10 protein-coding genes and 1 pseudogene are annotated in these 13,098 nt (G+C 68.5%); 3 read left to right on the forward strand and 8 right to left on the reverse strand.

Translation table 11 applies throughout. From position 1 onward, the window contains the following. Positions 1-27 precede the first annotated feature (27 nt). From KGA66_RS19400 to thrS, 3 genes are all read right to left on the reverse strand, one after another. On the reverse strand, positions 28-501 hold the full coding sequence (locus KGA66_RS19400) for a hypothetical protein (RefSeq protein ID WP_211469581.1): 474 nt from the start codon (positions 499-501) through the stop codon (positions 28-30). Positions 502-503: 2 nt separating this feature from the next. Further along, positions 504-1,175: an HIT family protein gene (locus tag KGA66_RS19405; protein WP_211469592.1), complete on the reverse strand. Its 672-nt coding sequence runs from the start codon at positions 1,173-1,175 to the stop codon at positions 504-506. A 171-nt stretch (positions 1,176-1,346) separates the two neighbouring features. Continuing rightward, the gene (gene thrS, locus KGA66_RS19410) at positions 1,347-3,356 is read right to left on the reverse strand and encodes a threonine--tRNA ligase (RefSeq protein WP_211469582.1); all 2,010 of its coding nucleotides are present in this window, start codon (positions 3,354-3,356) and stop codon (positions 1,347-1,349) included. A gap of 284 nt (positions 3,357-3,640) precedes the next feature. On the opposite strand from thrS, the gene KGA66_RS19415 reads away from it, so the two are divergent. Both KGA66_RS19415 and KGA66_RS19420 read left to right on the forward strand, forming a co-directional pair. Further along, positions 3,641-4,900, forward strand: a complete 1,260-nt coding sequence (locus KGA66_RS19415) for a GlnX family signal transduction membrane protein (protein ID WP_211469583.1) — start codon at positions 3,641-3,643, stop codon at positions 4,898-4,900. A gap of 184 nt (positions 4,901-5,084) precedes the next feature. Then, positions 5,085-6,083 carry a slipin family protein gene (locus tag KGA66_RS19420; protein ID WP_246508119.1) on the forward strand — a complete coding sequence of 333 codons (999 nt, stop codon included), beginning with the start codon at positions 5,085-5,087 and terminating at the stop codon, positions 6,081-6,083. A gap of 113 nt (positions 6,084-6,196) precedes the next feature. On the opposite strand, the gene KGA66_RS19425 is transcribed toward KGA66_RS19420, so the two are convergent. Together KGA66_RS19425 and KGA66_RS19430 are read right to left on the reverse strand one after the other, a co-directional pair. Beyond that, positions 6,197-7,045, reverse strand: coding sequence for a DUF1028 domain-containing protein (locus KGA66_RS19425; RefSeq protein ID WP_211469585.1), 849 nt, complete (start codon positions 7,043-7,045; stop codon positions 6,197-6,199). Beyond that, complete coding sequence (locus tag KGA66_RS19430; RefSeq protein ID WP_438822059.1) at positions 7,042-9,663, reverse strand: bifunctional FO biosynthesis protein CofGH; 2,622 nt, start codon at positions 9,661-9,663, stop codon at positions 7,042-7,044. Before KGA66_RS19430 ends, KGA66_RS19425 begins: the two co-directional genes overlap by 4 nt. A gap of 290 nt (positions 9,664-9,953) precedes the next feature. Between KGA66_RS19430 and KGA66_RS19435 the strand changes: the two genes are divergently transcribed. Beyond that, a complete protein-coding gene (locus tag KGA66_RS19435) occupies positions 9,954-11,336 on the forward strand; it encodes an L-serine ammonia-lyase (protein ID WP_211469587.1) in 1,383 nt (460 codons plus the stop codon). A 95-nt stretch (positions 11,337-11,431) separates the two neighbouring features. Here the strand turns inward: KGA66_RS19435 and KGA66_RS19440 are convergent. The 3 genes and pseudogenes from KGA66_RS19440 to KGA66_RS19450 form a co-directional block, all read right to left on the reverse strand. Beyond that, a pseudogene (locus KGA66_RS19440) lies at positions 11,432-11,527 on the reverse strand (ISAzo13-like element transposase-related protein); the annotation flags it as partial. A 658-nt stretch (positions 11,528-12,185) separates the two neighbouring features. Continuing rightward, entirely contained in the window at positions 12,186-12,425 is a 240-nt protein-coding gene (locus KGA66_RS19445; RefSeq protein WP_211469588.1) for a hypothetical protein, read from the reverse strand. Between the two features lie 6 nt (positions 12,426-12,431). Continuing rightward, the gene (locus tag KGA66_RS19450; RefSeq protein WP_211469589.1) at positions 12,432-12,737 is read right to left on the reverse strand and encodes a hypothetical protein; all 306 of its coding nucleotides are present in this window, start codon (positions 12,735-12,737) and stop codon (positions 12,432-12,434) included. Positions 12,738-13,098: the final 361 nt, after the last annotated feature.

Raw genomic sequence — 13,098 nt, forward strand, 5'->3', positions numbered from 1 at the left:
GAACTCAAGAAACAGCGACGCGATCGATCAGAACTCTGCGGTGACCCGGGTACACCGGCCGGTCCGGTCGTACCCGGCCCGCAGGGCGCGCACGTTCCCGGCCACCGGGAAGACGATCAGGCCGCCGAAACTGACCGCGCGGCCGGGTTGTCCGCTCAGCTTTTCGGCAAGCAGTTCGTACTCGTCGACCGGCTCGTCGCCGAGCTCGGTGAACTCCTCCAGCGCGGACTCGTCGAGCAGGCATACGTAGCCTGACGGCGTGTCGAATCCGGGTGCGACCGGCTGCCCGCGTTCGGATCCGGCGTCCGCGCCGGCGCTTTCGTCGCTGTCCGCGTCGGTGAGCCGCAGTTCGAGGCCGGACGCGCTCGCGACGACCGGATACCGGCCGGGCGGCAGCGCGAGGTCCACCGGCTTGGCGTCCCCGAAAAGGGCGCTCGGGTCGGCGACGATCAGGCGTCCGGTGGGCAGTGCGAGGACTGCATGCGGCGCGACGGTCGGCATGTTCACTCCCCGGCCTGCACGGCGGAGTCGATATCGCCGGCCGTGGCACGCGCGTCAGTACCCGAAGCATCCGCGGCCGCGGCCGAGGGCGTATCCGAGGCCGCGTCCGCGGACCAGTGCCGCGCGACCAGTTCCCGGGTGTCGGTGAGCAGTTGCGGCAGGACCCTGGTACGGCCGATCACCGGCATGAAGTTCGCGTCCCCGCCCCAGCGCGGCACGATGTGCTGGTGCAGGTGCGCGGCGATCCCGGCTCCGGCGACGGTGCCCTGATTCATGCCGAGGTTGAAGCCGTGCGGGTTGTACGCGGAACGCAGTGCGGTCATGCCCTGCTTGGTGAACTCGGCCAGCTCGGCCGTCTCCTGCGCGGTGAGCTCGGTGTAGTCCGCCACGTGCCGGTACGGGCAGATCAGCAGGTGGCCGGGGCTGTACGGGTAAAGGTTGAGGACGGCGTAGACGAGCTCGCCGCGCGCGACGATCAAGCCCTCGGCGTCGCTGAGGGTGGGCACGCGGCAGAACGGGCAGTCCTGCCCGGGCTCGGCGTTCGCCGGCTTGTTCTCGCCCTTGATGTAGGCCATGCGGTGCGGCATCCACAGGCGCTCGACGTCGTCGGGGACTCCGGTTCCGCCGGGAAGCCCAGTGCCGTCTTGAACACCTACCTGCTCCCCGCTCTCCATCCGCACGTCCATAGCGGCCAGCATATGGGTTGAGCCTCGCGGGCCGACAACAACGTGCGCGCTTGTGACGACGCCGCTACGTCGTAACGCCGCCAGCGCGGCCGCCCCTGACCTTCAGACTCAGGAGCGGCCATCGCCGACCAGCTCAGGGCACGTCACTGCTTCGAGCGATCAACGCCGTTCCCGCACAGCGGCGACGATCTCGGCGATCGCCTCGTCCACGGGTACGCCGTTCTTCTGCTCGCCGCTGCGGTAACGGAACGACACGGCGCCCTTTGCCGCATCCTCGTCACCCGCCAGCAGCATGTACGGGACCTTGGACTTCTGCGCATTGCGGATCTTCTTCTGCATACGGTCGTCCGAGGCGTCCACCTCGACCCGAATGCCCTGGGCGCGCAGCTTCGCGGCCACCTCGTCGAGGTACGCGACGTGAGTGTCCGTGATCGGGATGCCGGTCACCTGCACCGGGGCGAGCCAGGCCGGGAACGCTCCGGCGTAGTGCTCCAGCAGGATCGCGAAGAACCGCTCGATCGAGCCGAACAGCGCCCGGTGGATCATCACCGGCCGGTGACGGGCTCCGTCCGCGCCGGTGTATTCGAGGCCGAAGCGCTCCGGCTGGTTGAAGTCGACCTGGATCGTGGACAGCTGCCAGGTGCGCCCGATGGCGTCCTTGGCCTGCACGGAGATCTTCGGGCCGTAGAACGCCGCGCCGCCCGGGTCGTCGACCAGCTCGAGTTCCTGCTTGAGCGCGGCCTGGCGCAACGCCTCGGTCGCCTCGGCCCAGGCCTCGTCGGTGCCGATGGACTTCTCCGGGTCGCGGGTGGACAGCTCCAGGTAGAAGTCGTTCAGGCCGTAGTCGCGCAGCAGGTTCAGCACGAAGGTGAGCAGGCTGTCCAGCTCGGCGGGCATCTGCTCCTTGGTGCAGTAGATGTGCGCGTCGTCCTGGGTGAAGCCGCGGGCGCGGGTCAGGCCGTGTACCACTCCCGACTTCTCGTACCGGTACACCGTGCCGAACTCGAACAGCCGCAACGGCAGCTCGCGGTAGGAACGGCCGCGCGCGTCGAAGATCAGGTTGTGCATCGGGCAGTTCATGGGCTTCATGTAGTACTTGACGCCCTCGTCAAGTTCCATGGGCGGGTACATGCCGTCCGCGTACCAGTCCAGGTGGCCGGAGGTCTCGTAGAGGGTGCCCTTGGTGGTGTGCGGGGTGTAGACGAACTCGTATCCCGCCTCCTCGTGCCGGCGGCGGGAGTACTCCTCCATCGCCATGCGCACGGTGCCGCCCTTGGGATGGAAGACCGCGAGGCCGGAGCCGATCTGGTCCGGGATGGAGAACAGGTCGAGCTCGGTGCCGAGCTTGCGGTGGTCCCGCTTCTCCGCCTCGGCGAGGAACTCCAGGTGCGCCTTGAGCGCGTCCCTGGACTCCCAGGCGGTGCCGTAGATCCGCTGGAGCTGCGGGTTCTTCTCGCTGCCGCGCCAGTACGCGGCGGCGGAGCGCATCAGCTTGAACGCCGGGATGTTGCGGGTGGTGGGCAGGTGCGGACCGCGGCAAAGATCCTTCCAGCACAGTTCGCCGGACTTCGGGTCCAGGTTGTCGTAGATGGTCAGCTCGCCGGCCCCGACCTCGGCGGACGCGCCCTCGGCGGCGTTCGACGCGGAACCCTTGAGGCCGATCAGCTCCAGTTTGAACGGTTCCCCGGCCAGTTCGATGCGGGCCTCGTCGTCGGCGACGGCTCGGCGGGAGAAGCGCTGGCCCTGCTTCACGATCGCCTGCATGCGCTGCTCGATCGCCTTGAGGTCTTCCGGGGTGAACGGCCGCCCGACCTGGAAGTCGTAGTAGAAACCGTCCTTGATCGGCGGGCCGATGCCGAGCTTGGCCTCGGGGAAGATCTCCTGCACCGCCTGTGCCATCACGTGCGCGGTGGAGTGGCGTAGGATCGCGCGCCCGTCCTCGGAGTCGATCGCGACCGGCGCGACGACGTCGCCGTCGGCCAGTGGCCGGGCGAGATCGACCAGGACGCCGTCGGCGCGGCCCGGCGCGTACAGGCGCGCGGCGATGTTGGAGCGGTCGCCGGCGAACTGACCGGCGAACAACTCGCCGACGGTAGTGCCCGTAGTGACCGTGACCGCCCGCTCGGCCCGTTCGGCTTGGCGGTCGATGGTCACCCGGATCTCGGACACCGTACTCTCCTACTTGTTTCGGCTGTTCCCGACGCGGCGCGGACGTGCGGCCGCTGTGCACGATCGTACCGACCCGGCTCGATACGCCATGCACGCATTTCACGTAACTTGCAGCACCGGGCGTCCACCCGCACGCCATCCTGGCTTCACCGGATGCGGCTATGTTTCGGCGCGTGACCGTGACCGCAGGCGCGCGTACAGGCACCGAGGTGACACTGGGCGCTGGTGGGGGCGGTAACCCACGGCCGCGACGCAGCACGCCCTTCCGTCTGGCAGTGCGGAGCGTGGCGGCCGGATTGGCGATCGGGGCGCTGCTCGCCGTGACGGCCACCGCATTCACGGCGGCGCGCGACGGCACGGCGAGCGTGGCGCGGCGCGCGGCGATCGCTTCGGACTGCGCGGACCTGTACTTCAGCCTCGCCGACCTCGACGCCGAAGCCGCGCGCCTCGTCCTGCTCGGAAACGGCGCCGACCCGGTTTCGGGCGCGCTGGACCACACGGGTGACCAACTCGCGGCGCTGACCGCGTACAACCAGCGCACCTCGCAGGTCGACGCAGATCTTCTGCGTTTGGTCGGCCAGACCGGCGATTACGGGGAAGGCACGTCTGTCGCCGCGTTGACCGCCGGGGTGACGAAGTATCACCAAACCGCCGACGCCGCGATCGCGCTCGATGAGGCGGCGCCGAGCGCATTGCCGGACACGATGGGCGCATCGTCCGGGCAACCGGCTGACGCCGCGATCGGTTACTACGCACGCGCTACGACGCTGATGCAGAGCAGTCTGCTTCCCGAGGCTCGCGCGCTGCGCGACGAGACCTCGAACGCCCTTTCCGGCGCCGCGTCCCGCGCGCACCTGGCCGCAATCGTCGGAGCGGGCGCGGCCGGGGCCGTCGGGCTCGCGGCGGTGATGACGACGTCGCGGCTGCACAGGCGGCTGCGGTTGCTGTTCCGGCGCACTGTGAATCCGGGTGTCTTCGTCGCCGTGCTGCTCACGCTCGGGCTCACGCTGAGCGGCCTGTGGGCGCTCGTCGCCGCGGCGGAAGACGCCTCGTCCGCGGGAGCGCGTTTCGCGGACTTTCTCGCGGTGACGCGTACCCGCGCTGCCAGTTACGACGTAGACGGCGCGGTGACGCGCCATCTGCTGATGCCCGACACGACGAAGGAGCAGCTGACGAAGGCGCTTTCCGTCGTTGCCGCGGAGCTCGCCGGGCTCGGGCCGGCGGGCGGGCAGGCCACCTCGCGGTGGAAGCCGATCGCGCAGGAGCCGCGAGGCGACATTCCCGCGATCATCGGCGGCTCCGATCTCTCCGCTGTCCTGGCCCGCGACACCGGAACCGCCCGCGGCGAGGAAGCCTTCGATTTCTATTACTACGACTCGGCGCTGGTGACGCTCTCGGACGGGAGACTGGCCGCGTTCGACTCCGCGATGGCGGCCGCGCGCTCCGACGAGTCGGGGTGGTCGTGGCTGCCGTGGCTGCTCGCCGGGGTGGCGCTGGTCGCGCTCGGGCTCGGCGTGCGACCGCGTCTGGCCGAATACCGTTAGGGCCCGCCGAGCGCGTCGTCCTCGCGGCTGATCACCGTGGCCGCATCGGGCGCCTTTGAACCACCAGGGCCGAACCGCCGTGTACGTAGACGGATACGCAGGCTTACGATGGCTACAGCAAGATGACCTTCGTAAATATGCGTACTTTGATCATCCTGGATTGGGGTGATGCGCGGTGGTCGGTCTGTATATCGCGCTCGTGGTGTTGTTCCTCGTGGCGCTGATCGGGAGTCCGCGGTTCCGCGTGGTGCGGCAGTTCGAGCGGGGAGTCGTTTTCCGCTGGGGCAAGGTGCTGGGCAGGCCGCGCGAGGCGGGGATCGCCGTGCTGCTGCCGTTCTCCGACAAACTCGTACGGGTGAACACGCAGATCGTGACCATGCCCGTGCCGGCGCAGGAAGGGATCACGCGCGACAACGTGACGGTCCGGGTGGACGCGGTGGTGTACTTCCGCGTGATCGACCCGGTGCGCGCGCTGGTCGAGGTGCAGGACTACCAGTTCGCGATCGGGCAGGTGGCGCAGACCTCGCTGCGTTCGATCATCGGCAAGTCGGAGCTGGACGATCTGCTGACCAACCGGGAGCCGCTGAACCAGGGGCTGGCGCTGATGCTGGATTCGCCCGCGATCGGCTGGGGCATCCACATCGACCGTGTGGAGATCAAGGACGTGGCGCTGCCCGAGTCGATGAAGCGCACGATGGCGCGCCAGGCTGAGGCCGATCGGGAGCGGCGCGCCCGGATCATCACCGCGGACGGCGAGCTTCAGGCGTCGAAGAAACTGGCTCAGGCCGCCGACGTGATGTCCGACAGCCCGGCCGCGCTACAGCTGCGCCTGCTGCAGACGATGGTCGAAGTGGCCTCCGAGAAGTCCTCGACCGTGATCCTGCCGTTCCCCGTGGAGTTGCTGCGTTTCCTGGAGCACTCCTCGCTGCCGCACGCCGAGCGCGCGGCGGAGGCGCGGGCGGCGAACCAGACGCGGCGCGGCGCGAGCGCCGGCGAGCAGGACGGGGCCGAGCCCGCGCAGGAGGCCCGCCCGCAGCAGGTCGCCGCGGCCGAGGAGATCCCGGCGCTGCCCGAGGTCCCCGGTGCTCTTGAGGTGCCGGCCGCGCTGGGTGCGTCCGACCCGATCGAGGACGAGCTGAATCGGGAGGCCCAGGCCCACGCGGCGCCGACCCAGGGGTCCTGATCGCTGCCGAGTCGCCTCGCCGGGCGCAGGGCACTGGGCGCAGGTCGTGTGTCGGCCTGGCGGCTGAGCGCTCCCGGCGCCGCAGTTCCCTACGCCGCCGCTCGGCGAGGCGGCTACAGCCCGCCGGAACCGGTGCGCAGGTAGTCCAACACCACCGGGTCGATCTTTCCCTCGACCAGGCGCATCTCCAGGTTCTCCCGGCCTCCCCAGGCCGCCAGTGCCTGGCCCACCTCGCCGACGAAGCCGCGCTGGGACAGCAACCGGGAGACCTCCGCCACCAGCTCGCCCTCCAGCGCCAGCAGCATTTCCGGGGCGGACCTGCCGAACAGCAGGTCGTGCAAGGCCAGCAGGCGGCCGAGCTGCGCCACCGGCTCGTCGTGATCGTCGACCCTCAGGTCCACCAGCACGTCGCTGCCGTCGTAGCCCTCGCCCGGCGCGACCACGAGCAGCGCCGCGCTCTGCTTGCCCCGGCTGTCGCCGCCCGCCGCGTCGCCAGCCGCCAGCGCGGCGAGCAGCCGATGCGAGAGCGGACCGCGCGGATCGGAGGCCAGCCACGCCTCCTCCATCAGCGCGACGACCCGGGAGCCGGCCAGGATGTTGCCCTGGATCGCGTACCCGTAGCCGATCGCCCCGCCGGCCCACGGCAGGCATTCGGGGCCGGTGAACGTCGCCGCCTGTCCGTCGGCGTCGACCACGCCGAGCTGCCGGTGCGCCGCCATCTCGTCCGCGCTGGTCAGTCTCTGGACCGTCTCCTTCGCGGTCGTGCCCTCCGCCAGCAGCCGCAGCCCGTCCGCCTTGTAAGAGAGGTTGGCGAGCGCCTGCGTCGCCAGGGCACCGCCGCGGCGCTCGCCACGCGAGACGGCCGCGGCCGGGACCATGGCGCCGACGGCGAGGAACTTGGAGGCCACCGCGACGCCGAAATGTCGGCCGTCCGCGCTGCGAGCGACGATGGAGAAGGTCATGACTCCGAGTTTCCCAACACCGGCAGCAGTTCGGGAAGATGGCCGTCGAACTGCTCGCCCACGGCGATGCGTTCCGCGGCCACATCACCGTAGGTCGTGCCGCGTTGACGTGTCGGGCGGCCGGCGGCCTCGGCGATCGCCTTGATCTCGCGAACCGACTTGTAGCTGCCGTAGGACGACCCGGCCATCCGTGAGATGGTCTCCTCCATCAGCGTCCCGCCCAGGTCGTTCGCCCCGCTGCGCAGCATCTCGGCCGCGCCGTCCGGGCCGAGCTTGACCCAGCTGGTCTGGATGTTCGGGATGACCGGGTGCAGCAGCAGCCGCGCCATCGCGGTGACGGCCCGGTTCTGCGCCATGGTCGGTCCGGGCCGGGCGATCCCGGCCAGGTAGACCGGGGCGTTGGTGTGCACGAAGGGCAGCGTGACGAACTCGGTGAATCCCGCGTGTCCGTGCGCGAGGTTGCGCCGCTGCATGTCGGCGAGCAGCCGCAGGTGCCCCAGCCAGTGCCGGGGCTCGTCTACGTGCCCGTACATCATCGTGGACGACGAGCGGATGCCGAGGCTGTGCGCGGTGCCGACGACCTCCACCCACGTCGCGGCCGGCAACTTGCCCTTCGTGAGCACCCAGCGCACTTCGTCGTCCAGGATCTCGGCCGCCGTGCCGGGGATCGTGTCGAGGCCCGCTTCACGTGCCGCCGTGAGCCAGTCGCGGATCGACATGCCCGTGCGCGTCGCGCCGTTGGCGACTTCCATAGGCGAGAAGGCGTGCACATGCATGCCGGGCACGCGTTCCTTCACCGCGCGTGCGATATCGAAGTACGCAGTACCGGGCAGGTCCGGGTGAATACCACCTTGCATGCACACCTCGGTGGCGCCCACCTCCCATGCCTGTTGCGCGCGGTCGGCGACCTGGTCGAGGGAGAGCGTGTACGCATCAGCGTCCGTGCGGCGCTGCGCGAACGCACAGAACCGGCAGCCTGTGTAGCAGACATTGGTGAAATTGATGTTCCGGGTGACCAGGAACGTCACCTCGTCACCGACGGTGGCGCGGCGCAGATCGTCGGCGATCCGGCACAGCGCGTCGAGCGCGGCGGCGTGGGCGGGCGTGCCGTGTTCGGCCGTGTCGAACAGCGCGAGTGCCTGAGCATCAGTCAGTTCGGTCGGGTCGTCCGCGGCGACGGAAAGCGCTTCGCGCAGCTCGCCGGCGAGCCGGGCCGGTACGCCCGGTGCGCCTTGAGCCGCCGCTGCGGCGCTCCTGCCCTGCGCCACGGTCTCGCGCAGTTCTTCCCAGTCGCCGTATACGGCATCGAAGTCGCCGCGCCGGTCACCGGTCCTGCCCTCCGCGTCGATCGCGGTATGAAGATCGGTCCGGCCGCTGGCGTTGAGCGCCGCCTCCGGCTCCTGCCACGGGCGCCCTTCCACGACCGCGTCCTCGTCCGCGAGCCCGGTGGCCGGGTCCGCCAGGGCACGCACGTGCGCGACGAGCCGCGGGTCGAGCCAGGGTTCCCCGCGCTTGAGGTATTCCGGGTAGATCGTCAGCCGTTCGCGCAGAGTGAAGCCGAGGTCGGCGGTGCGCGCCGCGAGCTGCTCGATGTGCGGCCACGGGCGTTCCGGGTTGACGTGATCCGGTGTCAGCGGCGAGACCCCGCCCCAGTCGTCGATCCCCGCGTTGATCATCTGGGCGTATTGTTCGCCGACCAGGTTCGGCGGGGCCTGGATTCGCGCGGCCGGGCCGAGGACAAGCCGGGCCACCGCGATCGTCGCGGCCAACTCGTCGAGGTCCGCGTCCGCCGCGGCGCGCATCGCCGTGTCCGGCTTGGCGCGGAAGTTCTGAATGATGATCTCTTGAATGCCCTGGTAGCGGCGCTGGACCCGCCGGATCGCGAACAGCGCGTCCGCGCGTTCCGCGTGCGTCTCACCGATGCCGATGAGTAGGCCGGTCGTGAACGGGACGTTCGAGCGGCCCGCGTCCTCCAGCACACGCAGGCGCACCGCCGGTTCCTTGTCCGGCGAGCCGTAGTGCGGACCGCCCGGCTGCGACCACAGGTGCGTCGCGGTCGTCTCAAGCATCATGCCCATGGATGGCGCGACCGGCTTGAGACGCTGGAAGTCCGTCCAGGACAGTACGCCGGGGTTCAAATGCGGTAAGAGTCCCGTTTCCTCCAGTACGCGCACAGCCATCGCGCGCACGTACGCCAACGTGTCGTCGTAGCCGTGGGCGTCAAGCCATTCGCGCGCCTCCGGCCAACGGTCCTCGGGCCGGTCGCCCAAGGTGAACAGCGCTTCTTTGCACCCGAGCGCCGCGCCCTTACGGGCGATGTCCAGCACCTCGTCCGGCGAGAGGTACATGCCGTGTCCGTCGCGGCGCAGCTTGCCCGGGACCGTCACGAAGGTGCAGTAGCCGCAGCGATCGCGGCACAGGCGCGTCAGCGGTATGAACACTTTGCGCGAGTAGGTGATCACGCCGGCGCGTCCGGCCTGGTCAAGGCCGGCGTCACGCAGGCGCGCCGCGACGCGGGAAAGCGCCGTCAGGTCGTCGCCCCGGGCTTGGAGGAGCACCTGTGCCTCGGCGAGGTCCAGGGCGACGCCCTGCTCGGCGCGATGCAACGCTCGCCGCATCCCCGTCGGCGTGGGTCCGTGTCGCTGCTCAACCATCCGCGCCTCCACACTCGTGCCCGCCGGCCGTGCCGGTGCGGCCCGCGCCGCGCCTGTGCCCTCATGCGAACCGGGCCACGGCTCCTATCCTTCCCTGTCGCGCCGTCCGCATGATCAGCGGGTCGTCGCGGTTGTCGCGGGTGCTGCGCATTTGGGTAAGGGGCGCCGCGGAGAGTTAACCTGAACGGCGGTGTCAACGGTGTCAACCGGGTTCTTCGCCGATGCCGAAGACGGTCCCGACCGAGGAGTGATCAATGGCGATCAGCGTGTTCGACCTGTTCTCGATCGGCATCGGCCCGTCGAGTTCCCACACGGTCGGGCCGATGCGGGCCGCACGCATGTTCGCGCGGCGGCTGAAGTCGCAGGGGATGCTCGCCCAGGTCACCTCCGTCCGCGCGGAACTGTTCGGGTCGCTCGGGGCGACCGGTCACGGGCACGGTACGCCGCGCGCGGTGCTGCTCGGGCTGGAGGGGAACTCTCCGCGCACGGTGGATCTGGAGCGTGCCGACGTGGACGTGGCGCGGATCAAGCAGACCGGTCGGCTGCGGCTGCTCGGGCACGACCTCGGCGCGGCGCACGAGATCGATTTCGACGAGCCGACGCAACTGGTCCTGCACCGCAGGCGGGCGCTGCCGTATCACGCGAACGGCATGACGGTGTGCGCGTATGACGCCGCCGGGCTGCCGCTGCTGGAGAAGACGTACTACTCGGTGGGCGGCGGGTTCGTGGTCGACGAGGACGCAATAGGTGGGGACCGGATCGTCCCGGACCACACGGTGCTGCGGCATCCTTTCCGAACCGGTGAGGAGTTGCTGCGGTTGACCCGGGAGACCGGGCTGTCGATCTCGGCGCTGATGCTGGAGAACGAGCTGGCGTGGCGCAGCGAGGAGCAGATCCGGGCCGGGTTGGTGGAAATCTGGCGAGTGATGCGTGTCTGCGTCGAGCGCGGCATGACCCGCGAGGGCATCCTGCCCGGCGGCCTGAAGGTGCGCCGCCGCGCGGCCCACGCGGCCCGTGCGCTGCGGACTGAGGGGGTGACGCCGGCGAACGCGATGGAGTGGGTGACGCTCTACGCGATGGCGGTGAACGAGGAGAATGCGGCCGGCGGCCGTGTGGTGACCGCCCCGACCAACGGCGCGGCCGGCATCATCCCGGCGGTCCTGCACTATTACACGACGTTCATCCCCGGCGCGGACGACGAAGGCGTCATCCGTTTCCTTCTCGCGGCGGGCGCGATCGGCATGCTTTACAAGGAGAACGCCAGCATCTCGGGCGCGGAGGTCGGGTGTCAGGGCGAGGTGGGCTCGGCCTGTTCGATGGCGGCCGGCGGGTTGGCGGAGGTGCTGGGCGCGAGCCCGGAGCAGGTGGAGAACGCCGCGGAGATCGGCATGGAGCACAACCTGGGCCTGACCTGCGACCCGGTCGGTGGCCTGGTGCAGATCCCCTGCATCGAGCGCAACGGCATGGCCGCGGTCAAGGCCGTCACCGCCGCGCGCATGGCGCTGCGCGGCGACGGGCGCCACCACGTCTCCCTCGACAAGGTCATCAAGACCATGAAAGAAACGGGCGCCGACATGAAGGTCAAGTACAAGGAGACCGCGCGCGGCGGACTGGCCGTCAACGTCATCGAGTGCTGACGCGACAACCCCGGCCGCGGCACGCGGCGCATGCGTCGGCTTCAGCTGTCGGCGCACTGAACACGGGAGCCGCGGCGGACACGACTTGAAATCACCGGATCGCCCTTCGGGCGCCAGTCGCGACCGGCGTTCTTGTACCGCCCGATCAGCTCTTTCTTCTTGGTGTCCACGCTGATCACCGGGCGGCCCCTCCTCGGCCACGCACACCTGAACACTACCGCCGACATCTACAGCAACTCTCGGGAATTGCATCGAACGGGAGAGAAGTCGCAGGTCAGCAGGTCGCAGCAGCTGCGGAATCTGGTTCGGTACATATGGATGCTGGCAGCCGGACCAGGGAAGTCCCCCCAGCGACCGCGCCTGACGCAAGATCCGCCCTCCAGATGGGCCAGGCCGTGGTCGGGTTCTTGAAAGGCGCACCGAGGAAACGCAGTGCTCGTACTGGCCAGACGCCGCCCCCTGGCGAGGACATTCGGACAGTTCCGATACCTGACTCCGCCATTAGAAATCCGCCCCGCCACCCAACGCGCCGCCCTCGTAGCCCTCGAACACGCCCTCAACGAGACATAACCCTCGCTGACGGCAACCCCACCGCCCGCCCCGGCCCCAAACAGGCCGGGGCGTTCGCATGCACACAACCCGATCACGCCGTCAAGCAGGGACTTCACTCCCCGAGACATGACGGCAACGCACACCATTCGTCAACACCTTGTGACGGCAGTTCTGACGGCAACACACCGATGAACACGCATCCACGAAAGCGACAAGACGGATAAAACGTGCATGGTTTCCCGGCAACACTGACGGCAACAGGAACGCGCACCCCCAGGTCGTGCCGACCGAGTTACTCTATTCGTCGGGCTCCAAAGAGTCCTTCAATTCCTCATCAGAGGCAAAGCCTTTGAACCATGCAACGATGTCGTGAAGCTGCCGAGTCGTCAATCCGTAGACCTTTCTCATATCCATCGCGATATTAAATTCTTTCCCAGCCTCAAATAGGCGGCTATCTCTAATCATTCGGACTGCCACAAATGGGCTGCGCCCTTCTGCCTTAGCTGCCTCCAAGGCGGAGATTCGCTCGGTATCCATCTTTCGCTACTCTCGTCTAAACAAAGCTGAAACAACCGAGAATCCATCGACGCCTTCGTCTGCCTGCACCACCTTGACGCGGGTGAAACCGTACTCACCTGCGCGTTGGCCTGTCCAGGTCCCTCGGGCTGCGCTCCCCAGGCTCTCGCCGTTCGCAACCGCATCGTTGAACGCTCCGAGATTATCACCGTAGCGCCAATAACCCGTTATCGAGTTAACCCGATCGCCGAAGTGTTGCATTACATCTGCAAACATCTGCTTACCGCGAAGCGGTGAGCCAAGCTCCGGATGGTTATCCATCATGAGCGTCAAGTTGCCACTCTCATCGAGGTCGGCGATAACACCGCTACCCGACTTAGCATGCGAGATTGAGATGCTATTCTCAGACGCATTTACTTCGACTCCGCAGTTGTGGACGAGAACCGGAGTATTTCCAGCGACGACATAGTACGTGTGGAAGGCGGGCCTTCGTCACCTGGCGCTTTACGGCATCGACCTGCCCCTTCGCATCCGTGGAAGTTCGCTGGTGTCAACGGGTGTCTACCGCACTGCCCTAAAGTTAAGGCCGGTCAGTCCGCTTTGGGTAGATTCGACTCGGCGATCGTGATCGTGTAGTGGACTTTCTGGGTATGGCCGTTCCTGCGTTCGGCCGCGGTGCGTGGGCTGGTTCGGC

It is taken from the genome of Actinocrinis puniceicyclus (assembly GCF_018283645.1).
Lineage (GTDB): Bacteria > Actinomycetota > Actinomycetes > Streptomycetales > Catenulisporaceae > Actinocrinis > Actinocrinis puniceicyclus.

What these genes read in the sequence shown, in the direction of transcription:
- KGA66_RS19400 (WP_211469581.1), bottom strand. Translation starts at nt 501, where the DNA reads ATGCCGACCGTCGCGCCGCATGCAGTCCTCGCACTGCCCACCGGACGC.
- KGA66_RS19405 (WP_211469592.1), bottom strand. Translation starts at nt 1,175, where the DNA reads ATGGAGAGCGGGGAGCAGGTAGGTGTTCAAGACGGCACTGGGCTTCCC.
- KGA66_RS19425 (WP_211469585.1), bottom strand. Translation starts at nt 7,045, where the DNA reads ATGACCTTCTCCATCGTCGCTCGCAGCGCGGACGGCCGACATTTCGGC.
- KGA66_RS19430 (WP_438822059.1), bottom strand. Translation starts at nt 9,663, where the DNA reads ATGCGGCGAGCGTTGCATCGCGCCGAGCAGGGCGTCGCCCTGGACCTC.
- KGA66_RS19435 (WP_211469587.1), top strand. Translation starts at nt 9,954, where the DNA reads ATGGCGATCAGCGTGTTCGACCTGTTCTCGATCGGCATCGGCCCGTCG.
- KGA66_RS19445 (WP_211469588.1), bottom strand. Translation starts at nt 12,425, where the DNA reads ATGGATACCGAGCGAATCTCCGCCTTGGAGGCAGCTAAGGCAGAAGGG.